This window comes from Nocardia spumae (assembly GCF_020733635.1).
In the GTDB taxonomy this organism is placed as follows: Bacteria; Actinomycetota; Actinomycetes; order Mycobacteriales; family Mycobacteriaceae; genus Nocardia; species Nocardia spumae.
Window position 1 is genome coordinate 2,630,007 of sequence record NZ_JAJFZL010000001.1, and the last position, 26,707, is coordinate 2,656,713.

Genomic DNA, 26,707 nt, shown 5'->3' on the forward strand with positions numbered 1-26,707 from the left:
GCACGGGAAACGAACCGGAACGGGGTCGCCTTGATCACGCTCGGGCGATCACGGCGGCGACCGGGTGCCGGACGGGATCAGATCCACTCGTTGAGGCCGGGTTTTCGGCGGCGTACCGGCGTGCAGCCCGGATCGTGCCGGGTGCCGGTGACGATCGCGGTCATCCCGCACGCACCGTGATCTCGTCGAAGACCACCTCGCCGGCGGCGTCGGATTCGGCCAGATCGACGACGGCGTCGATCGACCAGCCGTGATCTCCGGCGGGGTCGTCGAGCACCTGGCGTACCCGCCAATAGCCGGATTCGATCTCGACACCGAACAGCGCCGGTCCGCGTGCCTGCGGCCCGGTGCCGATGACGTCGTATTCGTCGAAGTAGGGGGCCAGATCGTGCTCCCAGTCGGGGCCGTCGCCGAGATCGTCGAGATCGTCCCAGCGCCGCCGCGCGGCCAGCTCGATTCTGCGAAACATGCTGTTGCGGACCATGACCCGGAACGCGCGCTCGTTGGCGGTGATAGGGCGCACGGTGTCGGCGCCGAAGGCCAGCTGCTCGTCATCGGTCTCGGCACCCGGATTGGTGAGCTGTTCCCACTCGTCGAGCAGGCTCGAATCCACCTGCCGGATAAGCTCGCCCAGCCATTCGGTGATGTCCTCGAGCTCCTCGGTGCGGGCCGATTCGGGGACCGTGCGACGCAGTGCGCGATAGGCGTCGGCCAGGTAGCGCAGGACCAGGCCCTCCGAACGCGCCAGTTCGTACTGGGAGATCAGTTCGGCGAAAGTCAGTGAGCGCTCGATCATTTCGCGGACCACGGCCTTGGGGGACGGGCTGAATTCCGATACCCACGGATGGCCGGACCGGTAGGTTTCGAACGCCGGCTCGATCAACTCGGCCAGTGGACGCGGCCACGTGATGTCCTCGATCAGCTCCATGCGCTCGTCGTAATCGATACCGTCGGCCTTCATTTCGGCGATCGCGGCGCCGCGCGCCCGATGCTGCTGGGCGAGCAGCAACTGGCGCGGATCCTCCAGTGTGGACTCGATGATCGACACCACATCCAGTGTGTAGCTGGGCGCGGACTTGTCAAGCAGCTCCAGCGCTGCCAGGGCGAACGGCGACAGCGGCTGATCGAGGGCGAAGTCGCGCTGGAGATCGACGGTGAGGCGGGCGCGGCGGCCGGTGCTGTCCGGTTCGTCGAGTTGCTGTACCACCCCCGCATCACGCAGTGCGCGGTACAGGCGAATCGCCTTCAGGATGTGTGCGCGCTGGGCCGGGCGCGGTTCGTGATTGTCCTCGAGTAGATGCCGCATCGCGTCGAAGCAGTTGCCGGGCCGGGCGATGACGTTGAGCAACATCGAGTTCGTGACCCGGAATCGCGACACCATGGGCTCCGGTTGCGCGCCCACCAGGCGATCGAAAGTGTCCTCGGACCAGGACACGAAGCCCTCCGGCGGCTTCCGCCGCTGGACCTTGCGCAGCTTCTTCGGATCGTCGCCGGCCTTGGCCAGCAGCCGCGCGTTCTCGACCTCGTGTTCGGGAGCTTGGACGACGACCGTGCCGACGGTGTCGTATCCCGCGCGTCCCGCGCGTCCGGCGATCTGATGGAATTCGCGAGCCTTGAGCCGCCGGGTCCGCACTCCGTCGAATTTGGTGAGACCTGTCAGCAGCACCGTGCGGATCGGAACGTTGATTCCGACACCCAGGGTGTCGGTGCCGCAGACCACCTTCAGCAGGCCCTCTTGGGCCAGGCGCTCGACCAGCCGCCGATACTTCGGCAGCATTCCCGCGTGATGGACGCCGATACCGTGCCGGATCAGCCGCGACAGGGTCTTACCGAAACCCGTCGCGAACCGGAATCCACCGAGCGCCTGCGCGATCGCGTCCTTCTCCGCCTTCGACGCGAAGTTCACACTCGTCAGCGCCTGCGCCCGTTCCAGCGCCGCGGCCTGGGTGAAATGCACGACGTAGACCGGTGCCTGGCTGGTGGTCACCAGATCTTCCAGCGTCTCGGTGATCGGAGTACGGACATAGGAGAACAGCAGCGGCACCGGACGTTCGGAGCCGGTGACGATCGCGGTCGAGCGTCCGGTGCGGCGTTCCAGATCCCGGGCGAAATGGTCGACCTCGCCGAGTGTCGCCGACATCAGCAGGAACTGGGCGTTCGGTAGTTCGAGCAGCGGTACCTGCCAGGCCCAGCCGCGATCGGGGTCGGCGTAATAGTGGAATTCGTCCATCACCACCTGGCCGATATCGGCGTTCGCCCCTTCGCGCAGCGCGAGATTCGCGAGGATCTCGGCGGTGGCGCAGATGATCGGAGCGGTCGGATTCACCGCGGCGTCACCGGTCACCATGCCGACTTTGTCCGCGCCGAACACCTCGCACAGCGCGAAGAACTTCTCACTGACCAGGGCCTTGATCGGCGCGGTGTAGTAACTGCGCGCACCGCGATTGAGCGAGGCGAAGTGCGCGCCGACGGCCACCATCGACTTCCCGGATCCGGTGGGGGTGGCGAGGATGACGTTGGCGCCGGTCATCAACTCGAGCAGCGCTTCCTCCTGCGCCGGATACAACGTCAGTCCCTGCGCGGTGGTCCATTCGGCGAAGGTCTCGTACAGCCAGTCGGCATCCACATCGGGCACGGCACGGTCGGGAACCAGTTCGGACAGCTGCACGTGCGTTCACGTTACTGCCGAGCCCGCCGACCGTGCGCATCGCCCGGTGCGGGCGCGGTCCGCGCCGGGCGAAGGACACCCCACCCGGGGCGAACGACATCAGTCCCTGGGACCGTCGTCCCCCTCGCCGAAATCGCCCTGCTCGGCGAGGAAGCGCTCGAATTCGGCGCCGAGCTCCTCACCGGTCGGCAGATCGGCCTCACCTGCGAGCAGGCTCGACCGGCGCTCCTGGGCGGTGACGAAACTGTCGTACTGGCGCTCCAGCGCCTGCACCACCGTCTCCACTTCGGCATTGCCGGCGATGTGCTCGTTGACCTGCTCGCGGACCCGGGCCGCGGCATCGCCCAGCGCGGCCAGCGGAAGCTCCAGACCGGCATTGCCGGCGACGTTCTCCAGCAGCGTCTGAGCGGCCTCCGGATAGGCGGTCTGCGCCAGATAGTGCGGCACATGCACCGAGTAGCCGATGGATTCGTGCCCGTGCTGGCCCATGCGGTATTCCAGCAGGGACGAGGCGCTGCCCGGAACCTGCAATTCGCCGGGCCAGCGCTGGTGCTCACCGATCAGGTCCCGATCGTTGGCGTGCGCGGTGACGCCCAGCGGGCGGGTGTGCGGAATGGCCATCGGGATGGCACTCAGACCGATGCTGCGACGCACGCCGAGTTGCTCGGACAGCAGTCGCACCGCGGTGACGAACTTCTCCCAGCGCAGATCCGGTTCGATCCCGGCCAACAGCAGGAACGGGGTGCCGGCGGTATCGCGCAGCGCCCACAGGTTCAGCTCCGGATCGGCGTAGTCGGAGAAGTGGTCGGTCTTGAAGGTCATCAACGGGCGGCGCGAGCGGTAATCGAGTAGTTCGTCGACGTCGAAGGAGGCGACGAGTTCGGATTCGAGGCTTTCGCGCAAGTGGGTGGTCGCCAGTCGCACCGCATGACCCGCGTCGGTGAATCCCTCCAGGCCGTGCACCAGCACCGGACCCTCGCCGTCGGCCGAGGACAGCTGCGGAGCGGGGAACTCCAGCTCGTACATACTGCTCATTTGCCAAACTCCCTGGTCAAGCCCTATCCGCCTCAGTCGTTTTCGGTGGTGGTCCGGGGCCGGATTTCGACACGTCGCCACCTTCCAGGGTACGCGCGCGGCGTCGCGTACCCGTTGGTGTGCGGGTGCCGTCATCCAACGGAAACCGCCGGTCCACCGGGGGATGTAACCTCCGCAGAGTAGCGGTCGCGGACGATGCCCGGCGGAACTAGGCCATCGCAACGCGCTACCGGAGGAGACAACTCCGTCTCTTCGGGCGGTATTCCCCGGCGTCGCGGCGTGGCAGACCGTCGCCCGCGGCCTCGTCGGCCATAGTGAGGGAGTGAGCGTCACGGATCCGCCGGCCTCGCGGCCGCGCCGCGGGTTCGGCAGCACCCTCGCGTGCGCGGTGTCGAGTTGTCTGCTCGCCGCGTGCGGTTCGACGGTGTCCGGGCATCCGGTCGCCATCCAGCAGAGTTCGAGCATCCGCCACGTCGATGCCGATCTGGCGGCGCTGTTGCCCGCTCAGGATCGGTTTCCGAGTGGATATGTCACCGTCGTCCCGGCCGGTGACCGTGCGGCGGCCGCGGCCGCCGATCTGACCGCCATCCCACCGGGTGCTCGGATCGATCCGGCCGACTGTGCCCCGGAACCACCGGATCCGGGGCGGACCGCGGTCGTGGTCGGCACCGATGCCGACACCAGGGCCACCATCACCGTGGTCCTGACCCGCACCGATCAGCCGCTGTCCCGACTGGGAGAACAGCTTTCGCACTGCCCCACGGTGCATGCGCGCCACGGCGCCATCGATCGGACGATCCGGACCGAACTCCTGCCGCCACCGCCCGTCGACGCCGATGACACACTGGCCTACGGCCGCACCGTCACCGGCGCCCCGCCCGGTAGCGCCGCCGATCCGACCATGCGGGCACTGTCGGCGCAGGTCGGCGACGTACGCGTGGAAACTACGGCGATGAGCTTCGGCTCCGCACCGGTGGATACGGCAGGCCTGGACCAGGTGTTCACCGTGGCCGTTGCCGAGGCTCGCGGTCACTGAGCCTCCGGAGCGTGTGCGTCCCCGCCGCGACAGTAACAGCCGCGACCGACATCCGAACCAGGATGACGAGCGTGTCGGCGCTGCGATCCCCACCCTGCGCGACTGTCCCCAAGGCATATGAACGCCCAGTTCAGCGCCGTGAGGCCGCACGGCGGCAGGCGCAGGGTGGAGCCATGACCACACCGACGCCGTCGCCTCAGCCCCCTCGCCCCGATCGCCCGTGGCCGACCGGGGAGGTGTCCTCCCCGTCGATCCCGGTAGCCGCCCCACACCGGCGCGGCACGCGGTCCGGGGAGACCACCCGGACGCGCCCGCCCACCGGCTCTCACCTCGTCGAGCCGACACCGGATCCGGTCGCGGTGGCCGAACCGTCGGTGACGCTCGAAACCGGGGACGGGGCTGCGCCTTTCACCGAGTCCGAGGGTGGACCGGCCGCGTCGTCCGGCGCGCCGGGGCCGGTGCTCTCGGCATCGGGAGCCGGGGGTACACCGGGAGCCGGCCGGTTCGAATCTCGTCTGTGCACCGGGCGTTTCGGTGAACATCGCACACCGCGTGGAGTGGCCTCCGAGTCGGGCGATGGGGCCGTCCGCGCCGACGGCCCGGGGCAGTCGCCGTGCCGGCGCGATCGCCGCACCGCGGTGGCCGGCCGACCACCGGCCGAGAGCGGATGCCGAACCGGCGCGACGGCCGCGGGGCGAACGGTCGACGGATCGAGTGCGCGGGCTTGTGATTTCGGTTGCCGTGGTGCGGAATTCGATGCTCCCGGTGACGAGAGCCGTGAGCCGGAGGCGGCCGCGGCCGAGGTATTCGGTCCCGGTGCCCGGGATGAGCCGACGCCTTCGCGCGGGGCCGGTTCGGGCGGTGTCGAGACCGGATACGACGGAGGAGAGCGCGGTCGACCGGAGGCCGGCCGCGGCGATGCGGGGCGCAGCGGCGAGGGCGACCGGCCCGGCGAGCCGGGCGCCGGCTCGGCCGGACCGGTGCGCGGGAGCGAAGAATGCCGGACGGCAACGGCGTTGACGATGAGTGAGCCCGGGGAGTTCATCGCCGCCGTGCCCGCCCTACTCGGTTTCCGGCCGCAGCGTTCGCTGGTCGCGTGTCTGCTTCTGCGGTCGCAGCACGACGCGGGGGCGGTCTATCTCGGCGCGGTGGCCCGGCACGATCTGGATGTCGCGGGCTGCGGGGCGTGGGTGCGCCTGGCCGGGCAGCTGGCCGCGATCTGCGGCCAGGAACAAGCCGTGGGAGTTCTGGTCCTGATCGTCGACGATCGCGCCACCGCACCCCGCTCGGGGCGGGCGGGGCGCCGGACCGCGCGGCATCGTGATCTGATCCGCGCCCTGGACGGTGCGCTCCGTGCCGAGGATGTCCTGCTCACCGAGGCGTGGGCCGTCTCCGATATCGCCGCGGGCGCCCAGTGGTGGAGTGTGCTCGACGCCGAAAACCGGGGAACCCAATCGGATCCCGCGGCCTCGCCGATCGCGCTGGCGCAGGTACTCGACGGCCGCCCGATTCGGCGCTCGCGCGACGAACTGACCGCCGTCGTGGCCGAGGACACCGCACTGCGAGCCCGAATCGACGAGGTGCTCGAGGCGGCCGCCGACGCCGCCCGACGCCGCTTCCGGCAAGCGCTGCGCACCGGCACCCCCCGCGCCTACAGCCGGGCGGCCCTGGAGATGGTGTTGTGGCAGATCAGCACCGTCGAATCCGGAGACGACCTCGATCCGAGGGAACTCGCGGATCTGGCCGTCGCGGTCCGCGACACCGCGGTTCGCGATGCTCTGTTCGCGGTCGCCCTCACCGCGCATGCCGCGGCTGCGGAGTCGCTGTGGGCCCGGGCCTGCCGCGGCCTCACCGGACCGGATCGTGCCGAACTGGCCACCTTGTTCGGCTACAGCGCCTACACCCGTGGTGACGGTCCGCTGGCGGGGGTGGCGTTCGAGGCCGCCCTGCACGCCGATCCGGCCCATCGCATCGCGCAACTGCTCGACGCGGCGCTGCGCACCGGAATGCGACCTGGTGACGTGCGAAAACTCGCCGTGAGCGGCCGCGGCACGGCCGCCGGGCTGGGCGTCGACCTCAGTGTCACCGAGCCGTACGAACCGCCGGCCGATACGGCGGGGCGATGATCACCGCCACCCGGGCATACCGGGTATCCCGGCTAGCGGGCGCTGTGCGCGTGGTCACCGAGCGACACCAGGAAATCCCAAGCGTCGGAGACGATTTCGTCGAGATCGTTGTGCTCGGGCTGCCAGCCGAGTTCCTCGATAGCCTTGGCGCTCGACGCGACCAGTACCGCCGGATCGCCCGCGCGGCGCGGGGCGTCCGCCGCGGGAATCGGCCGGCCGACGACGCGCTCGCAAGCCGAGATCACCTCGCGTACCGAGAAACCCGTGCCGCTGCCGAGATTGAAGATCCGATGCTCACCGGGGCGCGACTGCGCCAGAGCGAGTACGTGGGCACGGGCGAGGTCCCGGATGTGGATGTAGTCGCGGATCGCGGTGCCGTCCGGCGTCGGATAGTCGGTACCGAAAACCGAGATCGAATCCCGATGTCCCAGCGCGGTTTGCAGGACCAGCGGGATGAGATGTGTTTCGACCACCCGGTTCTCGCCCAGCCCGCCGTAGGCTCCGGCGACGTTGAAATACCGCAGGCTCGTCGCGGCCAGCCCGTGCGCCTTGGCGTACGAGGTGATCGCGTGGTCGATCGCCAGCTTCGACGCACCGTAGGGGTTGGTGGGCCGCGCCGGCGCGGATTCGAGAATGGGGACCTGCTCGGGTTCGCCGTAGACCGCGGCGGTCGAGGAGAACACCAGCCGCGCAGTGCCGGCGCGGCGAAGCGCCTCCAGCAAGGCCAGGGTCTTCACCACATTGCCGTGCCAGTACTTCTCCGGCTGCTGCACCGATTCGCCGACCAGCGACTGCGCCGCGAAATGGAGCACACCGTCGAAGGATTCGGACTCGATCAGTTCCACCCCGACGGTCGCGATATCGCCGTCGACGAACTTCGCACCGGCCGGGACGCCCGCGGCGTTACCGGTGGACAGATCGTCGACCACGACGACCTCGTGGCCGTCCTGAATCAGGACCTGAGCGCAGACGCCGCCGACATATCCGGCTCCGCCGGTCACCAGAAGTTTCATTCCTCAGACCAGCCTCACCTGGACCGCGTGGGCCAGTTCGTCGGACAGTTCGAAGCCTTCGTGACCGGGCACGGAGATGATCACCAGCCCCGGCTTGGTCTCCACCGTGACACGCGCATCGGGCACCACTCCGGCTTCGCGCAGCTGGCCGATGATGTCGGGATCGGACTGGATATGTTCCGACAGCCGCCGCACGACCACCGCCGACACCTGTCCGGCGGGCAGGTCGGAGAGCCGGACCAGCGTCTCCTCACCGGAGTTGGGGAAGTTGACGCCGAGCTCGTCCAGGCCGGGGATGGGGTTGCCGTACGGGGAGGTGGTGGGGTGGTTGAGGACCTCGAGCAGGCGCAACTCGACCTCCTCGCTCATCACGTGCTCCCAGCGACAGGCCTCGGCGTGCACGTTCTGCCAGTCCAGTCCGATCACGTCGACGAGCAACCGTTCCGCCAAGCGGTGCTTGCGCATGACCGCCACCGCCATCGCGCGGCCCTTGTCGGTGAGTTCGAGGTGCCGGTCGCCCGCGACCATCAGCAGACCGTCACGCTCCATCCGCGCGACCGTCTGGCTCACCGTCGGGCCGCTCTGCTCGAGTCGTTCGGCGATACGTGCGCGCAACGGCACGACGCCCTCCTCCTCGAGGTCGTAGATGGTACGGAGATACATCTCCGTGGTGTCGACCAGATCCTTCACCTGTTACCCCTTCGTCGGCACGAATTCTACCCACGCCCGGCTGCACAATCGGGCGTCAGCATATTTCGCGGGTCCAGCACCAACCACACCGATGCCCATGCGCGCGACCGGCCGCGCGCCGGCGACAGGCACACCCGGTGTCACTGTGCATTTCTACTGCATCACAACGACAACGCCGGGCGTCTGCTTCCCGTGTCCACCCGGGTGCGAGCAACGCCACGGCGACCGGCCGTGGTGGGCTAGCGTGACGATATGGCAGATGACGCCACCGTGGTGTGGACGGACCGATTTCTGGACTACACCTGGACTCCGGAACATCCGATGAAACCGGCACGGCTCCGATTCACGATGGAGCTGGCTCGCGGCCTGGGAGTGCTCGAAGGTGTCGAAACTCTCGCCCCGGAGGCGGCCGGCGAGGGTGAGCTGCTGCGCATTCACACCGCGGCCTACCTCGAAGCCGTTCGGCACGCCACCCCGGCACCACCCGGAATCACACCGCCCGCCGCGCCGCCGCACGGTCTGGGCTCGATGGACAATCCGATCTTTCCGCAGATGCACGAGGCGGCTTCGGTGATCGTCGGCGGAACCCTCGCCGCCGCCGGGGAAATCGCGGCTGGGCGTACTCGCCGGGCGGTGAGCATCGGCGGCGGGATGCATCACGCGATGCCGGACGCGGCATCCGGGTTCTGCGTCTACAACGATGTGGCGGTGGCCATTTCATGGCTGCTCGACAACGGGTTCGACCGCATCGCCTATGTCGATGTCGACGTGCATCACGGCGACGGTGTACAGCGGGCGTTCTACGGCGACCCCCGGGTGCTGACGATCTCGATGCACCAGCACCCGGCGACACTGTGGCCCAATACGGGATGGCCGGAGGAGATCGGCGCCGGCGCCGGCGAGGGCACCGCGATCAATCTCGCCGTCCTGCCCGGCACCCGGGATGCCCAGTGGCTGCGCGGATTCCATGCCGTGGTGCCCGGGGCGCTGGCCGCGTTCCGACCGCAGCTGGTGGTGAGTCAGTGCGGGGTAGACAGCCACCGCGAGGACCCGCTCGCCGATCTGGAACTCACCGTCGACGGTCAGCGCACCGCGTTCCGGGCGATGCGCGAACTCGCCGACCGCTACGCCGAGGGCCGCTGGCTCGCCGTCGGGGGCGGCGGTTACGGGCTGGTGCGCGTCGTCCCGAGAGCATGGACCCATCTGCTGGCCATCGCACTCGATCGCGATATCGATCCGGCGACCGAGACACCCGAACAGTGGCGCGAGCAGGTCCGCGCCTACGCCCCGACCGTGCCGGCGCCGACCACCATGGGCGACGGCGGCGATACCACCTTCACCCGGTGGGAGGGACCCGGCGGCGCTCTCGACACCGGCGACTCCCACGCCGACCGCGCGCAGCGCGCGATCGATACCTCGGTACTGGCCACTCGCCGCGCCACCTACGGATTGCTGGGCCTGGACCCGGAGGACCCCCGTGACTGAACCATCCGCTACTCCGCCGGCCGCCGACGCCACGCCGGCCGATCCACCGCCACCGCCGCAACATTGGTTCGCCGATGTGCTCGCCGCCGACGGAGGTGTGGTCCGGCTGCGGCCGATCACACCCGACGACGCGGAGCCGATGCAGCGGTTCCACGCGGCACTGTCGGACCGGACCCGCTACCTGCGCTATTTCGGTCCCTACCCGCGGATGACGCCGAAGGATCTCTACCGCACCACGCATGTGGACTATCGCGACCGCGTGGGCTTGGTCGTCGAACTCGGGTCGGCGATCATCGCGGTCGGCCGGTATGAACTGCTGAGTGATCGGGAAGGCCCGCGCGCGGCGGAGGTGGCCTTCGTGGTCGCCGACGAACATCAGGGACGGGGGCTGGGCTCGATTCTGCTCGAGCACCTGGCGGGTGCGGCCGCCGAGAACGATATCGAGACCTTCGTCGCCGAGGTCCTCGCCGAGAACCACACCATGGTGACGGTGTTCCGGGAGGCGGGATACCAGGTGCAGCGCAGCCGCGACGGCTCGGTACTGCATCTGGAATTCGCCATCGACCCCACCGAAGCGCTGCTGTCGGTGCGGGATTCGCGCGAGCGGGCCTCGGAGGCGCGCAGCGTCGGTAACCTGCTGGCGCCCCGGTCGATCGCCGTCATCGGCGCCACTCCGGCAGCCGGGCGGGTCGGCGGCGCGGTGCTGGCCAATCTGCTGTCGGGGGTGTTCCAGGGGCCGGTGTATCCGGTGAACCCGAATCGCGCCTCGGTGCGCGGCGTCCGGGCGTATCCGACGGTCCACGACATTCCGGACGAACTCGATCTGGCCGTGATCGCGGTCCCCGCCGAGGAGATCAAATCGGTCCTCGACGACTGTATGGCCAAGGGGGTCAAGGGCCTGGTGGTCCTCACGGCGGGCTTCTCCGAGACCGGGCCGGCCGGTTTCGGGGCCGAACGTGATCTGGTCGACGCCGCCCGCGGGCACGGGATGCGGGTGGTCGGGCCCAGCGCCCTGGGTATCGCCAACACCGACCCGGCGGTATCGCTGAACGCGACTCTGGCGCCCGTGCTGCCCGGCCGGGGCAGGGTCGGATTCTTCTGTCAGTCCGGGCCGCTGGGCGCGGCCATCCTGGCCGAGGCCGCGGCGCGGAAGCTGGGACTGTCGACCTTCGTCTCGGCCGGCAACCGCGCGGACGTGTCGGGCAACGACCTGTTGCAGTACTGGGATACCGACCCCGACACCGATGTCGTCCTGCTGTATCTGGAGACCTTCGGCAATCCGCGCAAGTTCTCCCGGATCGCCCGGCGGGTGGCGCGCGGGAAGCCGGTGGTGGCGGTGAGCAGCGGCCGCAACGCCGCCAACGTGCCGGTCAGCGGATTGGAGCGCTCGGTCGAACGTGATCTGTTCGCCCAGGCCGGGATCGTGCAGGTCGACACGATCGCCGAACTGTTCGACTGCGCCATGCTGCTGGCATATCAGCCGCTGCCGGACGGGCCGCGGCTGGCGGTCATCGGCAACAGCGCCGCTCTGGGCTGGCTGGCGGTGGACGCGGCGCGCGGGGAGGGGTTGCGGGTCGGTGAGCCGACCGACCTGGGCCCGCAGGCCGAACCCGCCGACTACCTCGGCGCGGTGGCGAACGCGATGGCTTCCGCCGAGGTCGACGCGGTGATCGTCATCTTCGCCCCGCCGGTGCCGGTGGCGGTGACGGCGTTCGCCGAGGCCATCCGGGCCGGTGCGCAGGACGGCACCAAACCGGTGCTCACCACCTTCGTCGCCGATCACGGTATGCCCAATCTGCTGACCGTGCGCGGGGCGAGGGGAGTCGTCGACCGCGGTTCGATCCCGTCGTATCCGGATCCGGAGCGGGCGGCGCGGGCGCTGGCGCGGGTCCGGCGCTATGCCGCCTGGCGGACCCGCCCCGCGTCACTGGTGGTGCGGCCCGCCGGACTCGAGGTCGCGCGGGCGCGAGAGCTGGTGGGGCGATGGATGATTCGTTGTCCGGAGGGGGAGTGGCTGGGTGATCTGGAAGCCGTCGAGCTGCTGGCCTGCTACGGGATCCGGGTGGTGGAGTTCCGCGAGGCCCGCGACCCCGAATCCGCCGTCGCGGCAGCCGCCGAACTGGGATATCCGGTGGCCGCCAAGGCCACCGGCGAATTGTGGCGTAACCGTCCCGACTTCATCGGTGTGCGCCTCGACCTGTGGCGCGATACCGCGGTCCGGCGCGCGTACACGGATCTGGCCGAGCTCACCGGCAACGAGGTGGTCCACATCCAGAAGATGGCGACCAAGGGCGTGGGATGTGTCCTGCGCGTCCAGGACGATCCTTCCTTCGGCTCGGTGATCGGATTCGGTTTGTCGGGCACGATCATCGATCTGCTCGGCGATCGCGCCTACCGGGCCCTGCCGCTGACCGAGGCCGAGGCCGCCGAATTGATCGAGGCGCCGCGTGCCGCCCCGCTGCTCGACGGCCAGGCCGGTGCGGGTCGCACCATCGGCGAACCGGTGGACAAGGCGGCGCTGGCCGCGCTGGCCCAGCGTATTTCGGCGCTGTGCGACGATCTGCCCGAGGTTCGGGAATTGGCGGTGGAGCCGGTGCTGGCCTCGCCCGAGGGCGCGGCGATTCTGTACGCGCGGGTGCGCATCGGGCCGGAACCGAGCAGATTCGACAACGGTCCGCGCCGCCTGGTGTGAGACCGGTGGCGGCCCGCCGTGACGGGCGCCACCACGGGTCGGGCGCGACGATGGTCGATACTGGCCTTATGCGCGAAGATCAGATCGAGAGCGCTACGGCGCCCCTGCGGGACGATATCCGGTTTCTCGGCGCGATCTTGGGTGAGACGATTCGCGATCACGAAGGCCCCGAGGTGTTCGATCTGGTCGAACGCGTGCGGGTCGAGGCTTTCCGGGTCCGGCGCTCCGAGGTCGAACGCAGTGCCGTCGCGGAGATGCTGCGCGATACCGACCTGCGGGTCGCGATCCCGCTGATCCGGGCCTTCAGCCACTTTCTGCTGCTGGCCAATCTCGCCGAGGATCTGCAACGCGACCGCCGGCGAGCGGTCCACGTGGCCGCGGGGGAGCCGCCACAGGAATCGAGTCTCGCGGCCACCTACCGTGCCCTCGACCGGGCGGGTATCGACGGTGCGGTCGTGGCCGAGGTACTCGAGGACGCGCTGGTGTCCCCGGTGATCACCGCCCATCCCACCGAGACCCGCCGCCGGACCGTCTTCGACGTCCAATCCCGGATCACCGAGCTGATGCGCCGCCGGGCCCGCTACCGGGACGACGAACCCGAGTACGCGGCGATCGACCACGACATCCGCCGCCAGATCCTGACCCTCTGGCGTACGGCGTTGATCCGGCTGGCGCGGTTGCGCATCTCCGACGAGATCGAGGTCGGCCTGCGGTACTACGAACTGACCCTGCTCGAGATCATTCCGCGGATCAATGCCGAGGTGCGCACCGCACTGCGCGAGCTCTGGCCCGGATACGAGCTGCTCGGCCGTCCGATCCTGCGACCCGGATCGTGGATCGGCGGCGATCGCGACGGCAATCCCAACGTCACCGCCGAGGTGGTGGAGCGTGCCACCCAACGGGCGGCCACGGTGATCCTCGGTCACTATCTCGAAGAGCTTGTCGCACTGGAGAAATCACTGTCCCAGTCGGCCCGGCTGGTCGAGATCACGCCGGAGCTCGCCCGGCTGGCCGGTGCCGCCGGTGACGATTCGGCCCAGCGCGCCGACGAACCCTATCGGCGCGCGATCCGGGGAATCCGATTGCGCACAGCGGCCACCGCACGGCGCGCGCTGGGATCGGCCACCGAACTGCCGTCGGTCTTCGAACTGTCCGGCGAACAGATCGACCGCGTCGCCGCCTACGACGATCCGGCGCAGCTGCTCGAGGAACTGACCATCGTCGACACGTCGATGCGCGCCTCCGGTGACGGCCTGCTGGCCGACGATCGGCTGGCGGCGCTGCGCGGCGCGGTGGAGACCTTCGGATTCCACCTGCAGGGCCTGGACATGCGCCAGAACTCGGAGGTGCACGAACAGGTCGTGGCCGAACTGCTGGCCTGGGCGGGGGTGCATCCGGACTACGGGAGTCTGCCCGAGGCCGAGCGGGTCGACCTGCTGGCGAGCGAGTTGAGCACACGGCGCCCCTTACTGGGCCCGCGGGCGCGCCTGAGTGAACTCGCGACCAAGGAGCTCGGTGTGGTTCGTGCCGCCCGCGTCGCGCTGGACGCGCTGGGCCCCGACACCGTGCCCAACTACATCATCAGCATGTGCACCTCGGTCAGCGACATGCTCGAGGCTGCCTTGCTGCTCAAGGAGGCCGGGATCCTGGATCCGGGCGATGAACAGACCCCGCCCCGCTGCACGGTCGGAGTGGTTCCGCTGTTCGAGACCATCGATGATCTGCGCGGCGGCGCCGCGACGTTGGCCGCGGCGTTGGAGGTGCCGGTCTATCGGCGCCTGGTCGCCGCCCGCGCGATGGCGCAGGAGGTGATGCTCGGCTACTCCGACTCGAACAAGGACGGCGGATATCTGGCCGCGAACTGGGCGCTGTATCGGGCGGAACTGGATCTGGTCGAGACCGCGCGCAAGACCGGAATTCGCCTGCGACTGTTCCACGGTCGCGGCGGGACCGTCGGACGTGGCGGCGGCCGTAGTTACGACGCCATCCTCGCCCAGCCCGCCGGCGCGGTACGAGGTTCGCTGCGGCTGACCGAGCAGGGTGAGGTGATCTCCACCAAGTACGCCGAATCCGGTTCGGCGCACCGCAATCTGGAATCGCTGGTGGCGGGCACTCTGGAATCGTCGCTCCTGGATGTGGAGGGTTTGGGCTCCGGCGCCGAGGCGGCCTACGAGGTCTTCGAGGAACTCGCGGACGCCGCGCGCCGGGCGTATGCGCGGCTGGTGCACGAAACCCCGGGGTTCGTCGACTATTTCCGCTCCTCGACCCCGATCGCGGAGGTCGCCGACCTGAACCTCGGCAGCCGCCCGGCCTCGCGCAAACCCACCAATTCGGTATCGGATCTGCGCGCGATCCCGTGGGTCATGGCATGGAGCCAGGCTCGGGTCATGTTGCCGGGCTGGTACGGCACCGGCAGCGCGATCCAGGAGTGGGCGGGTTCGGACGAGGAGCGCTGGCAGACGCTGCGCGAGCTGTATCGGCGCTGGCCCTTCTTCCGCACGGTGATGTCGAATCTGGCGCAGGTGATGGCCAAGGCGGATATGGACATCGCCGCCAGCTACGCCGAACTCGTGGAGGATCCGTCGTTGCGCGCCACCATCTTCGGGATGATCCGCGCGGAGTTCGATCGCACCGTCGACGCGCATGCCGCGATCACCGGCAGTGATCAGCTGCTGTCGGACAATCCGGCGCTGGCCGAATCCATCCGTAACCGGTTCCCGTATCTGGAGCCGCTGAACCAGATGCAGGTGGATCTGCTGCGTCGCCGCCGTGCGGGCGACGATTCGGAACTGGTGGAACGCGGCATTCTGCTCACCATGAACGGCCTCGCCACCGCGCTGCGCAATTCCGGGTAGGGCCTGGAGATACGGCACGCCGGCCGACGGGTGCGCCCTGGAGGGGGGATGGGCACACCGGCATCGGCCGGCGCAACGGAGGTGACCGCGAAATCCGGTCACCGAGGTGGTGCTGGGCCGGATTCCGGGCGGCCCAGCGTCTGTGTGACCTAGCTGGCGTACGCGCGCAGGCGGTCGGCCCGCTCGCCCTTACGCAGCTTGGCCATGACTTCGCGCTCGATCTGGCGCACGCGCTCACGCGAGAGACCGAACAGTTTGCCGATCTGGTCGAGAGTGCGGGGCTGGCCGTCGTCGAGTCCGAAGCGCAGGCGGATGACCTGCTGTTCGCGCTCGTCCAGCGTGGCCAGCACGCTGCGCACATCGCGGTGCATGAGGCCGGCGATGACGGCGCTCTCGGCCGAGGTCGCCTCCGAATCCTCGATGAAGTCGCCCAGCGGGGCTTCCTCGTCGTTGCCGACCGGCATATCCAGGCTTACCGGATCGCGGCTGTGGTCGAGCAGATCGGCGATCTTCTCCACCGGGATGCCCGATTCCGCCGACAGTTCCTCGTCGCTGGCCTCGCGGCCGAGCTGCTGATGCAGTTCGCGCTTGATCCGGGCCAGCTTGTTGACCTGTTCGACCAGATGCACGGGCAGCCGGATGGTACGGCTCTGATCGGCCATACCGCGGGTGATGGCCTGCCGGATCCACCAGGTGGCGTAGGTGGAGAACTTGAAGCCCTTGGCGTAGTCGAACTTCTCCATCGCGCGGATCAGACCCAGGTTGCCCTCCTGGATCAGGTCCAGCAGCGGCATGCCGCGACCGGTGTAGCGCTTGGCCAGCGAGACGACCAGGCGGAGATTGGCTTCGAGCAGATGCTGGCGAGCGGCCTGGCCGTCGCGGACCAGAATCGCCAGGTCGCGCTTACGAGTGGCGGACAGCCGCTTTCCGGTCTCCAACAGGTTCTGGGCATAGAGGCCCGCCTCGATGCGCTTGGCCAACTCGACCTCGTCGGCGGCCGTGAGCAGCGCGGTCTTGCCGATCCCGTTCAGGTACACGCGTACCAGGTCGGCGGCGGGGCTCTGGGCGTCGAGGTCGGAATCGATGGCGCGCACTCGGGTGGTGGCGGGGCTTGTCATGACTTGCCTCCTGTCGGTGGTGTCTCACTCCGATCAACGGACCCGACACTGGGAAAGTTCCCCGCCACGAGGCCGATAAACCGTTCTGAGCTGCGGGTTTCGCAGCCACCGTCTGAGAAGTTCCTAAGAACGGAACTCGGGTCCGCCGCCGCCCTCGCCGATGGCGCGGGGACGTCGGTTCCCGGGCCGTCGGTCAGGGTGCGGTGGTGTCCGTGCGGTCGGCGAGCTCGTCCGGCGTGATCAGGCCGTGTCGCACCAGCCCGGTGATCGCCGAGAGAGCCTCGGAACGGAATTGTGGTGTGGCGGGAGTGCCGGTGTGGCCGACTGCGAGCAGTTCGACCAGCTCTTCCAACGGCAGCCCGTCCGGTCGCATTCCCGCGAGCAGCGCGGCGAGGGTGTCGTCGATCTCGTGCTGCCAGCGAGGTCCGTCACCGCGATGCAGCCGCACCACACGTTCGCGCCACCCCTCGGGCCCGGGCAGCAGGACACGTTCGAGAGCCGTGGCCGCCTCGACGGTGAAACGCGCACGCCAGGCCACGTCGTTGTCGGCGATCACCGAGCGCAGCCAGGCCGAGCGCCGGAAGTAGGCCGGAGCCTCCGAACCGAGCGGGTCGTCGAAGCCGTGGGTCAGATCCTCGGCGAGTACTTCGGTCGGTCCGTCGACGGCGCGCAGATAGACGAATCCGAATCCGATGCCCTCCACACCGGCGGCGTCGAAAGCGGCCAGCCACTGCTCGGCGCGACGCTGCGCCTCGGGGTCGCGGGGATCGAGCCCGGCATCGCGCAGCCACGTGCCCACGTACAGGGCGGGGTCGGCGATATCGCGCTGGACGATCCACGCGTCCACGCCGTGATCGGGCAGCCAGCCCGCCACCCGGGTCCGCCAGTCCTCGTCACCGGTGTGGATCCAGGACGCGAGCATGGCGGCCGTGCCACCCGGATTCAGCAGCTCCGGCGCCTGCGACACGACCAGTTCGCTGGCGCCGTCGAGGGCCAGGCCCGAATCCCGGTAGGTGTGCTCGATCCGGGCGGGGCCGACCACGAACGGCGGATTGGCCACCACCTGATCGAAGCGGCGGCCCGCCACCGGCTCGAACCAGGAGCCCTGGGCGAATTCGATGTCGAGTTCGTTGAGCGCGGCGGTCGCATCGGCCAGCCACAGCGCCCGGCGGCTGACATCGGTTCCGGTCACCGTTCGCGCATAACCTGCCGCGTGCACCGCCTGCACGCCGCAGCCGGTGCCCAGATCCAGGACCGAGCCGACCGGATCGGTGGGGGTGGCGCGCAGCAGCGACAGTGATGCCTGTCCGACCCCCAGGACGTGGTCGGCGCTCAGCGTGCGCCGCCGCATCGAATCGTCGAGGTCCGACAGCACCCACCGGGTGCCCTTGCCCAGGTCCAGCGGCCGCAGATCCAGCGCGGTCCGGATCAGGTCACCGTCGCGTTCGAACAGGCCCGCGGCCACCGCCCGGTCGATATCCAGCGGTGCGAGGGCCGCGGCCACTTCCGCCTCCGGCAGCGGGTCGCCGAGCAGCAGGAGCCGGACCAGTACGCCCAGTTCACCGGCCGCACGTGCGGCGCGGCGCACCGGAACGGGCTCCGACCGGCCGAGGGCGGCGTGCGCGTCGGCGCCGAGAGCGTCGAGCACCGTATCGGCGTCGTAGCGCGCCCGGATCAGCGCGGTCCGCAGTGCGGGCGCGAGGGCGGTGAGCAGGGAGGCGGTCGTCGGATCGGCAGGCACGGGAGCACTCTGCCATCGCGGGTTCGCGTGGCCGTACCTGGGGCGCGGCGAGTCGCCCCGATCCGCTCAGCCGTCGATCGGCCGGTGTGGCCGGGATTCGATCGCTGTCGTCGCCCGCCGGCCGTCCCAGCGGCTGGGCTCGTCCTTACTGCGCGGCGGCCGGTCGTTGGCGATGAGTACCGCGATCCACGGCAGGGGGATGGAGACGCCGATGATCGCCAGCGAGATCAGCGCATTGCTCCAGAGCCCGTAGGCCGCCGCCGCCAGGACCAGGCACGGAATGCGGAAACCCATCAGAATCGAGTACCGCTTCACGCGGGCGCGATGCTGCTGTTCCAGCGACGGAGCAGCCTCCGTGATCAACGCCGGATGTTTGTCCTCACCAGGGAAGTATCCGGCCGAGGGGCGGACGGGCCGGGGTATCGACCCGGCCGGGCGCTGTTCGAAGGTGGGGCCGGCCGCCGACGCTGCGGTTCCGGTGCCCGATGCCGCCTCCTCGTGGGCCGCCTGCTCGAATTCGGTCGCGTCCGACCGCGCGTCACCACTGTCCGAACCGACCCGGCCGGGGCCCGACGTCCGGGACTCGGGCGGAGGGTCGGAAGGGTCGTGGTCACGCTGCATACCTCGAGTCTTCCACTCCCCATGATCGAATGCACATGTGCCCGCCCCTCGGCCCAACGGTCGGAGGCGATGTTCGCGACACCTGCCGACCGGTCGTTCGCGACGATGGCAGAATCGATCAGGTGAGCACCGACACCCTGGTACGTCCGGATACGACCACCGACGAGTCGACCGACAACGACACACCCAAAGTCTTCCACTACGTGAAGAAGGACAAGATCGCCGAGAGCGCCGTCATGGGCACCCACGTGGTGGCCCTGTGCGGTGAGGTCTTCCCGGTGACCCGGTCGGCCAAGCCCGGTTCGCCGGTCTGCCCGGACTGCAAGCGCATCTACGAAATGATGAAGAAGGACTAGGTCCTTTCGCCGGTCGAGCATTCCCGACCTGCTGAATCCGGTCCGCGGGGCGCCCGTGTGGGGCCGCGGTTCGGCAGCGGCTACGTGGCCTCGATATCGATTCGCGGCGGTTCCACATCCGGCGCGGGTGTCGTCGTGATCTCCCGCGCTGACATCCCGCGCAACGCCCGCAACCGGGGCAGGGGCTCGCGGAAATCATCCACTTCGGAACCGATTTCCGATCGCGATTGTTCGGCTGTGCCGTCGACGTTGTCCCGGGCCTGCCGGACCGCGTTCCTGGTTGATCGCATTGCGCCGGGCAGTCGTTCCGGGCCCGGAATTACCAGCGCCGCCACGAGCAGAATCATGAATTCAGGCCGGCCGATACCATCGACTACTCCGACCGGCTGCGGCCGGATCCCGTACTGGGCGTGAACAAATGGAAGACCTTCTTCACCGAGGAGCTGCCGCCGCCGCTGCATTCCATCGGGTCGAACGCGCTGACCGGACTGTCGATGTCGGGGACCTCGGTGCTCCAGTCGGCCGAGGCCGCGCCCGGTCCGTGGAAATCCGTCGCCGCCTACAGTGGGTGCGCCCTATTGGGAAGCGGCGCTGCACGATTCGTGGCCACTGCTGGCCCGGGGCATGGGGTTGGCGGGGTATTGAGGTGGCGCCCGCCGGTCCGGACTCCCGTTAGTGGTGATACCCGGTCGGATCATCACTCTAATCTGGAACGATGGCTGCCTCGGCGACTCCGTGGTCGAAAGGGACTGTGTCACAACCTGTCACGTGGTCCGAGAGCGCACAACCCGACGAGGGTGCGCGCGCGCCCGCCGGCGGCGGGTGGCGGGTCCGTCCGGTGGTATCGCCCGTCGTGCAGATGGTGGGCTTCATCGGTTTCGGGGTGGTCGCCGTGCTGCTGGTGGCCTTGCTGCAAGGGGTCTCGTGGACGGATACGCCGGCCGGCGGTGCCCGGGTCGCCACCGCGGGGGCCGAGAAGGCTCAGGAACCGGCGGTTCGAACCGGTGGCGGGGGTATCGCCATCGGGCCGGTCCTCGACAACGACGGCAGCACACTGCGCGTACGTGATCTGACCGGGCGGACGACAACGGTGCGCACGGATGCCTCGACCTCGGTGATCGTCTTCCCGGGGTCGAAGGTGGCCGACGTGGGCCCGGGGTCGATGGTGGTGGCCTACGGCGACGAGCAGGCCGACGGCTCGCTGTATTCGAGTCTTGTCATGGGTTTGTCCCTGGGGGGCCGATAAGCGCGTACTTCCCAGCACTGGTAGTAGTAAATCGGTCATTTCGCCCACTCGCATCTACGCTCGGGCAATGGCACAGCCCACCCGTCGGGGGTCGAGCGATGCCTCGCCCGGCCGACCCGACTCGCAGCTCCCGCAGGCACCGATATTCCCCTGGTCCGATCTGATTCCGCGACCGGACAGACTGCGGCGGTCCTGGGGCGCCTGGTGTGCCGTGGTCGGCGGTGTCGTGACACTGGTGCTGCTGTTCCGGCCGTGGGCGTCGGCGACCGGCCCGGACGGCTACGCCAAATCCAACGCGTTCGGCCGGATCCAGGCCAGCACCGCGTATCTGGGTGCGTGGTCGCAGCAGCAGCACGGCATCGCCCGGATCAACGGCGTCTGGGCCATTCTGGCCGCGACCGCCCTCGTCGCCATGTGCGTCGTCGCGCTCGTGAGCATCGGCCTGCGGACCGAGCTCGCGGCGCGATGCACGGCGATCTGCGCGGTGGTCGCCGCCGTTCTGGTCCTGATCACGCTGGTGTACATCAACGCCAAGGCGCCCGAACTCAAGGCCATGACCGCTCGGCGCACCGATATGGGCGGGCAGATCGGTTCGTTCATGGCTTGGGCCTTCGGCAACGGATCGCTCGTGATCCCGGGCATCAAGCGCAGCAGCTACTCCAGTGCGGGACTGACCCCGTGGGGCATGGTGGCCTGCGTCGTGTCCCTGATCTCGGCCGTCGCCGTCGTCGTGCAGTGGGCACTCGATCACCCGGTGGGGCGGATCCACCTGCGATGGCGATCCCCGATCGTCGCCGGGCGCACATCGGCCGAACCGAAGGTCGCCGATCCGCCGACGTCCTCGGACCGGCCGGAGGCCGAGGGGCCCTCGGCATAGCCCTCCGGGCTCGAACTCTCGGAGCCGGGTTGGGCCCATGGCAGATCCGTTGGCGGTCCGGCCTCGGATCCCGAACCCTCGGCGGTGTCGTCCGCAACGCCCGCCACCCGGTGCCGGCGCCGTGCCCACCACTGTTTGAGCTGTTCGAAGCGGGTGGCGCGAGCCGGCCAGAATTCCTGCACGGTGGCGTTGAACTCCGCTCCCAGAATGACCGCGAAGGCCAAGAAGAAAGTGAAGAGCAGAAAGGCGATCGGAGTCGCCAGGGCGCCGTAACTGATACCGGCGCGCGCTGCCCAGGTCAGATAGCGCCGCAGGATATCGCTGGCGGTCATGAAGAAGATCACCGCGATCAGCGCGCCGCCGAAGAGCCGATGCCAGGGCAGCGACCGGTGCAGTGCCAGCTTGTACAGCCAGGTGAGCCCGATAACGAGCAGCAGGCCGGCGCCGGGGTAGTAGAAGTTGTCGAGCAGGTGCAGTCCCAGCTCGCGCCAGCCCTCCGGTAGCGCCCGGCCGATCAGCGTCGGCCCCAGCGCCACCAACGGAAGCACGAAGACAGCCGCCACGAGGAACAGCAGATACAGCCCGAGCGCGAAGATGCGCTGCCACACCGGATGGCGGGCATCGGCCTGGCCGTGGGCGGCGACGATGGCATCGACGAAGGTCGCCATGGCGGAGGAGCCGGCCCACAGCGAGAGCACGAACCCCACCGACACCACGGCGCCACGTCCGCGTTGCAGGACGTCGCGCACGGTCGGCGCGATCATCTCGTCGACCACGTTCGCGCTGAAGAGGTTGCGGCTGAAGCTGATGATCTTGCCCTCGACGATGTGCACGGTATCGGGCCCGAACCAACCGCCGATATATCCGATACTGCCCAGCAGGCCCAGGAGCAGCGGCGCCAGCGACAGCGTCTGCCAGAACGCCGCGGCCGCCGACTTGGCGAAGATCGAGTCGCCCCACGCCTTCACCGCCACCCGCACGATCACCTGCCACAACACCCGGATCGCGGCCATGGCTCGATCGCCCAGCCGCCGCAGAGGGCGGGCCGCGCGGTGGAGCGAATTCGGCCGGTTGTCGGACATCGTGAGTACAGCATTGCCCACGCGCGGCGCGACGGCAGCAACAGGTGACGAACGTGTCGGAAGTGTTCTACGGCACATGCCCCCGGTGATCTGCGAGGTGAGTCGCGGTCCGGGCCGATGTTCACCGGATCAGCTGGTGTCGAATTGGCTAGGTGTCGGTGATGGTCGCTAACCTCTCTGGAGTGACTTCGGGTGGTGGCGGTTCGTTACGAGCATGGCAGCGCAGGGCACTCACCAGATATCTGACGACCAAACCGCGGGACTTCCTGGCCGTGGCCACGCCCGGTGCGGGTAAGACCACCTTCGCGTTGCGGTTGGCGACCGAGCTGCTCACCGATCGCACCGTCGACCAGATCACGGTGGTGGCGCCCACCGAACACCTCAAGCATCAGTGGTCGGCGGCCGCGGCGCGCCTGGGTATCGCGCTGGATTCGAACTTCTCCAACAGCACCGGCGGTACCTCCGGCGACTTCCACGGTGTCGTGGTCACCTACGCGCAGGTGGCCTCGCATCCGTTCAAACACCGGGTGCGGACCGAGAATCGCCGTACTCTCGTGATCCTCGACGAGATCCACCACGCCGGTGATGCCAAGAGCTGGGGTGACGCGACCGCGGAGGCGTTCGGTGACGCCACCCGCCGGCTGGCGCTGACCGGTACGCCCTTCCGCAGCGACGATTCGCAGATCCCGTTCGTCAATTACGAGCCCGACGAATCCGGGTTCCCGAGGTCGAGCGCCGACTACACCTACGGATACTCCGAGGCGCTCGCCGACGGCGTCGTGCGCCCGGTGGTCTTCCTGGCCTACTCGGGTGAGGCGCAGTGGCGCGACAGCGCCGGCGAGGAGTACACCGCGCGACTGGGTGAGCCGCTGAGCGCCGAACAGACCGCACGCGCCTGGCGCACCGCCCTCGACCCCGCTGGGGATTGGATGTCGAAGGTGCTCTCCGCCGCCGATACCCGGCTGCGGCAGCTGCGCGCCACCGGTATGCCCGACGCCGGCGGCCTGGTGATCGCGACCGACCAGGAGAAGGCCCGCGACTACGCCGAACTGCTGGAACACATCTCGGGCAGCAAACCCGCGGTGGTGCTGTCCGACGACCCGTCCTCCTCGGACCGGATCGGCGAGTTCAGCAAGAGCACCGATCCGTGGATGGTCGCGGTGCGCATGGTGTCCGAGGGCGTCGACGTGCCCCGCTTGGCCGTCGGCGTGTACGCCACCAGCGCCTCGACGCCGCTGTATTTCGCCCAGGCCATCGGCCGCTTCGTCCGCGCCCGCCGCACCGGTGAGACCGCGAGTGTCTTCCTGCCCTCGGTGCCGGTACTGCTCGATCTGGCCGCACAGCTCGAGGTGCAGCGCGATCACGTCATCGGCAAACCGCATCGGGAGAAGAACGCTCTCGACGACGAGCTGCTGATCGACGCCAACAAGCAGAAGGACGAGCCCGGCGAGGAGGAACGCGCGTTCGTCGCGCTGGCCGCCGACGCCGAACTGGATCAGGTGATCTACGACGGTGACTCGTTCGGGACCGCCACCTTCGCCGGCAGCGACGAGGAAGCCGACTATCTCGGGATTCCCGGCCTGCTCGACGCCGACCAGATGCGGGCCCTGCTGCGGGACCGGCAGACCCGGCAGATCGCCGAGCGCAGCGCCGCGGCGACCATGACCGAGGCGCCCGAAGCCGGGCCCTCCGCGGCGGCCGCGGCCGAACGGGTCGCGACCGCCGATCGGCTCGGGGAGTTGCGGCGCGAACTCAACTCGTTGGTCGCGATGCATCATCACCGCACCGGGAAACCGCACGGGGTGATCCACGGCGAACTGCGCCGCGAATGCGGGGGCCCGCCGACCGCGCTGGCCACCGCCGATCAGCTGTCTCAGCGCATTTCCGCACTGCGCAGGATGTGACCGCGAACGGCCGGCGGCACCCGCGGCCACGGCGGGCTCACCCGCGGCCGACGGACTCCGGCCAGGCGCACAACGCGCGGTCGATGGTGCTGTCGAGCCGCGCGGCGTTCACACCGTCGCCGGCCTGAACCGACAGTCCGAACAGCACCGCGGTGTAGAAGTCGGCCAGGCCGGCGGTATCGGTGCCGGTGTGCAGATCGCCGTCGTCGATCCCGCGGTCGAGGCGTTGCCGGACCGCCGTCGTGGTCCGGCGCCTGCGCTCGGCCAGGAATTCGCGGACGGCGCCGTGGCGGGGTCCGGCGGTGTTGCCGGCGACGACCACCAGGCAGCCGCGTGGAGTCGCGGGATCGCAGTAGGCGGCGGCGTTGTCGCGCAGCATCGCCTCGATGGCGGCGCGGGCGGTCGGCGCGGTCGCGAGCGCGCGCTCGGTATACCCGCCCTCGGTGCGACCGTAGAGTTCCACCGCCTCACGGAACAACTGCTCCTTACAGCCGAAGGCGGCGTACAGGCTGGGGGAGTTGATACCCATCGCCCCGGTCAGATCGTTCATGGCGGCGCCCTCGTAGCCGTGTTCCCAGAACACCTCCATCGCGCGTCGCAGCGCGATGTCGCGATCGAACCCGCGCGGTCGTCCGCGTTCGGCCATGCCAATCCTCTTTCTGTGTCGATCACTAAATATATCTCTTGACGCCCGGCGGGTCTGCTGCTTGTCTATTTCTGTACTGATCAACACAGAAATGGGAGCGCACATGAGCGAGTTGACCGGCACCGTGGCCCTCGTCACCGGCGGCAGCCGGGGGATCGGCGCGGCGATCGCGCGGCGCCTGGCCGCCGCGGGGGCCGACATCGCGATCACCTACCGCAGCGGTGCGGATCCGGCCGAGGCCGTCGCCGCCGATATTCGCGCCGCCGGCCGGCGAGCGATCACCCTGTCCGCGGACAGCGCCGACGCCGAGCAGGTCGTCGACGCGGTGAACCGCACGGCCGCAGAGCTGGGCGGCGTCGACATCCTCGTCAACAACGCGGGCATCTTCCCCGCGAAACCGTTCGAGGAGTTCTCACTCGCCGAGATCGACCGGGCTCTGCACATCCATGCCCGCGCGGCGTTCGTCGCGGCGCAGGCCGCGCTGCCGCACATGGATCGTGGCGGGCGCATCATCAGCATCGGCTCGAACCTGTCCGAGCGCGCCCTCTTCGACGGGCTCACCCTCTACAACCTCAGTAAGTCGGCGCTCAACGGATTCACCCGGGCGCTGGCGCGGGAGCTGGGTCCGCGCGGAATCACGGTGAATCTGGTGCAGCCGGGATCCACCGATACGGATATGAACCCGGCGGCGGCCGCCCACGCCGAACAACAGGTGCGAGCCTCGGCGCTGGGCCGTTTCGGTGCCGCCGACGATGTCGCCGCTCTGGTCGCCTTCCTGGCCGGTCCCGACGGGGCGCGTCTCACCGGTGCCACGCTCACCGTCGACGGCGGGACCAACGCCTGAGGCGGCATGTCCGGCTCGGCCCGCGCCGGTCCGCGTCTCGGCCGGTGTCGGGTGCGCGCGGCCGGATCCGGACGGCGCGAGCGGTCCGGATCCGGCGGGCGCTGTGTCGTGTGGCCGGAACTAGGCCGGGTACGTGAAGAACGCGCCCGGGTCGAGGGCGTCGATGGAAGTCCAGCGCGCCGGCGGCGTGTCGCTGTCCTCGCTCCGCCCGCCACGGCGGTAGCCCTGCAGATCCAATGTCAGCCAAGGGTTCTCGTCCACCTGCCGGGCCAGGGCGTAGCAGGTCGCCAGCAGATGCAGGCACCGCGGTGTGCGGGCCGAACACGAGCAGTCCGAATCCGCCAGCCGGGGCCGGGGGAGCGCATCCGCCGCGGACAGTGCCGCGTGGACGGTGTCGGTGAGTTCCACGGTATGCGCCGGGATGCGCTCCGCGATGGCGCTCACCTGGGACGACGACAGGGACACGACCTCCAGGTGGGTCACCGATGCCTGGCTGCCCCGGTGGATGCGCGCACAGACCGAAGAGCCCTCGATCTCGAGCCGCACCCCGCCGTTGCGCGCGATACTGCGGGCGCGTGGCAGCAGTGGTTCCGGCCGGGTCGCCGTCATCGGCTCGGCCAGCCGCACCCAGCCCATACCCCACGGCGTGTAACCGAATTCGTTGTCCGGCAT

At 69.3% G+C, this 26,707-nt stretch carries 20 protein-coding genes and 1 pseudogene; 10 read left to right on the forward strand and 11 right to left on the reverse strand.

Features of this window, described 5'->3' with window-relative positions; genetic code table 11:
* Window positions 1-160 precede the first annotated feature (160 nt).
* Window positions 161-2,668 (reverse strand): DEAD/DEAH box helicase, encoded by a 2,508-nt coding sequence (locus LKD76_RS11495; protein WP_227981012.1) that lies wholly within the window; start codon window positions 2,666-2,668, stop codon window positions 161-163.
* A gap of 99 nt (window positions 2,669-2,767) precedes the next feature.
* Window positions 2,768-3,703 (reverse strand): proteasome assembly chaperone family protein, encoded by a 936-nt coding sequence (locus LKD76_RS11500; RefSeq protein WP_227981013.1) that lies wholly within the window; start codon window positions 3,701-3,703, stop codon window positions 2,768-2,770.
* 322 nt (window positions 3,704-4,025) lie between these two features.
* On the opposite strand from LKD76_RS11500, the gene LKD76_RS11505 reads away from it, so the two are divergent.
* Window positions 4,026-4,739 (forward strand): DUF5642 family protein, encoded by a 714-nt coding sequence (locus LKD76_RS11505; protein WP_227981014.1) that lies wholly within the window; start codon window positions 4,026-4,028, stop codon window positions 4,737-4,739.
* Between the two features lie 1,022 nt (window positions 4,740-5,761).
* Window positions 5,762-6,865, forward strand: coding sequence for a DUF4192 domain-containing protein (locus LKD76_RS11510; RefSeq protein ID WP_227981015.1), 1,104 nt, complete (start codon window positions 5,762-5,764; stop codon window positions 6,863-6,865).
* A 32-nt stretch (window positions 6,866-6,897) separates the two neighbouring features.
* On the opposite strand, the gene galE is transcribed toward LKD76_RS11510, so the two are convergent.
* Both galE and LKD76_RS11520 read right to left on the reverse strand, forming a co-directional pair.
* Entirely contained in the window at window positions 6,898-7,878 is a 981-nt protein-coding gene (galE, locus tag LKD76_RS11515) for a UDP-glucose 4-epimerase GalE (protein ID WP_227981016.1), read from the reverse strand.
* A 3-nt stretch (window positions 7,879-7,881) separates the two neighbouring features.
* Entirely contained in the window at window positions 7,882-8,568 is a 687-nt protein-coding gene (locus tag LKD76_RS11520) for an iron-dependent transcriptional repressor DtxR (RefSeq protein WP_227981017.1), read from the reverse strand.
* A gap of 252 nt (window positions 8,569-8,820) precedes the next feature.
* Here LKD76_RS11520 and LKD76_RS11525 point away from each other — a divergent pair, with 252 nt between their 5' ends.
* The 3 genes from LKD76_RS11525 (at window position 8,821) to ppc (ending at window position 15,600) form a co-directional block, all read left to right on the forward strand.
* Window positions 8,821-10,053 carry an acetoin utilization protein AcuC gene (locus LKD76_RS11525; RefSeq protein ID WP_227981018.1) on the forward strand — a complete coding sequence of 411 codons (1,233 nt, stop codon included), beginning with the start codon at window positions 8,821-8,823 and terminating at the stop codon, window positions 10,051-10,053.
* Window positions 10,046-12,745, forward strand: coding sequence for a bifunctional acetate--CoA ligase family protein/GNAT family N-acetyltransferase (locus tag LKD76_RS11530; protein WP_372465788.1), 2,700 nt, complete (start codon window positions 10,046-10,048; stop codon window positions 12,743-12,745). The genes LKD76_RS11525 and LKD76_RS11530 overlap by 8 nt, the downstream gene beginning before the upstream one ends.
* 68 nt (window positions 12,746-12,813) lie before the next feature.
* Complete coding sequence (ppc, locus tag LKD76_RS11535) at window positions 12,814-15,600, forward strand: phosphoenolpyruvate carboxylase (protein WP_227981019.1); 2,787 nt, start codon at window positions 12,814-12,816, stop codon at window positions 15,598-15,600.
* A gap of 149 nt (window positions 15,601-15,749) precedes the next feature.
* On the opposite strand, the gene LKD76_RS11540 is transcribed toward ppc, so the two are convergent.
* The 3 genes from LKD76_RS11540 to LKD76_RS11550 all read right to left on the reverse strand — a co-directional run bounded on the left by LKD76_RS11540 (window position 15,750) and on the right by LKD76_RS11550 (window position 18,882).
* Window positions 15,750-16,718, reverse strand: a complete 969-nt coding sequence (locus LKD76_RS11540; RefSeq protein WP_227981020.1) for a sigma-70 family RNA polymerase sigma factor — start codon at window positions 16,716-16,718, stop codon at window positions 15,750-15,752.
* A 193-nt stretch (window positions 16,719-16,911) separates the two neighbouring features.
* A complete protein-coding gene (locus tag LKD76_RS11545; protein WP_227981021.1) occupies window positions 16,912-18,459 on the reverse strand; it encodes a DUF7782 domain-containing protein in 1,548 nt (515 codons plus the stop codon).
* A gap of 66 nt (window positions 18,460-18,525) precedes the next feature.
* On the reverse strand, window positions 18,526-18,882 hold the full coding sequence (locus tag LKD76_RS11550; RefSeq protein ID WP_227985213.1) for a DUF3099 domain-containing protein: 357 nt from the start codon (window positions 18,880-18,882) through the stop codon (window positions 18,526-18,528).
* A gap of 320 nt (window positions 18,883-19,202) precedes the next feature.
* Between LKD76_RS11550 and LKD76_RS11555 the strand changes: the two genes are divergently transcribed.
* Window positions 19,203-19,436 carry a DUF3039 domain-containing protein gene (locus LKD76_RS11555; RefSeq protein ID WP_227981022.1) on the forward strand — a complete coding sequence of 78 codons (234 nt, stop codon included), beginning with the start codon at window positions 19,203-19,205 and terminating at the stop codon, window positions 19,434-19,436.
* Window positions 19,437-19,516: 80 nt separating this feature from the next.
* Here LKD76_RS11555 and LKD76_RS32445 read toward each other — a convergent pair whose 3' ends face one another.
* Window positions 19,517-19,897, reverse strand: coding sequence for a twin-arginine translocase TatA/TatE family subunit (locus tag LKD76_RS32445; RefSeq protein ID WP_479687477.1), 381 nt, complete (start codon window positions 19,895-19,897; stop codon window positions 19,517-19,519).
* Between LKD76_RS32445 and LKD76_RS11565 the strand changes: the two are divergent.
* Together LKD76_RS11565 and LKD76_RS11570 are read left to right on the forward strand one after the other, a co-directional pair.
* Window positions 19,847-19,996: pseudogene (locus LKD76_RS11565) on the forward strand (alpha/beta hydrolase-fold protein); the annotation flags it as partial. The gene LKD76_RS32445 and the pseudogene LKD76_RS11565 sit on opposite strands and share 51 nt — an antisense overlap.
* Before the next feature lie 191 nt (window positions 19,997-20,187).
* Entirely contained in the window at window positions 20,188-20,682 is a 495-nt protein-coding gene (locus tag LKD76_RS11570) for a hypothetical protein (RefSeq protein ID WP_227981024.1), read from the forward strand.
* 747 nt (window positions 20,683-21,429) lie between these two features.
* Here the strand turns inward: LKD76_RS11570 and LKD76_RS11575 are convergent.
* Window positions 21,430-22,572: a YihY/virulence factor BrkB family protein gene (locus LKD76_RS11575; protein ID WP_372465981.1), complete on the reverse strand. Its 1,143-nt coding sequence runs from the start codon at window positions 22,570-22,572 to the stop codon at window positions 21,430-21,432.
* Between the two features lie 251 nt (window positions 22,573-22,823).
* Here LKD76_RS11575 and LKD76_RS11580 point away from each other — a divergent pair, with 251 nt between their 5' ends.
* A complete protein-coding gene (locus LKD76_RS11580) occupies window positions 22,824-24,545 on the forward strand; it encodes a DEAD/DEAH box helicase (protein ID WP_227981026.1) in 1,722 nt (573 codons plus the stop codon).
* A 37-nt stretch (window positions 24,546-24,582) separates the two neighbouring features.
* Here LKD76_RS11580 and LKD76_RS11585 read toward each other — a convergent pair whose 3' ends face one another.
* Entirely contained in the window at window positions 24,583-25,191 is a 609-nt protein-coding gene (locus tag LKD76_RS11585) for a TetR/AcrR family transcriptional regulator (RefSeq protein ID WP_227981027.1), read from the reverse strand.
* Between the two features lie 103 nt (window positions 25,192-25,294).
* Between LKD76_RS11585 and LKD76_RS11590 the strand changes: the two genes are divergently transcribed.
* Entirely contained in the window at window positions 25,295-26,035 is a 741-nt protein-coding gene (locus LKD76_RS11590) for an SDR family NAD(P)-dependent oxidoreductase (protein WP_227981028.1), read from the forward strand.
* A gap of 120 nt (window positions 26,036-26,155) precedes the next feature.
* On the opposite strand, the gene LKD76_RS11595 is transcribed toward LKD76_RS11590, so the two are convergent.
* Complete coding sequence (locus LKD76_RS11595) at window positions 26,156-26,707, reverse strand: hypothetical protein (RefSeq protein ID WP_227981029.1); 552 nt, start codon at window positions 26,705-26,707, stop codon at window positions 26,156-26,158.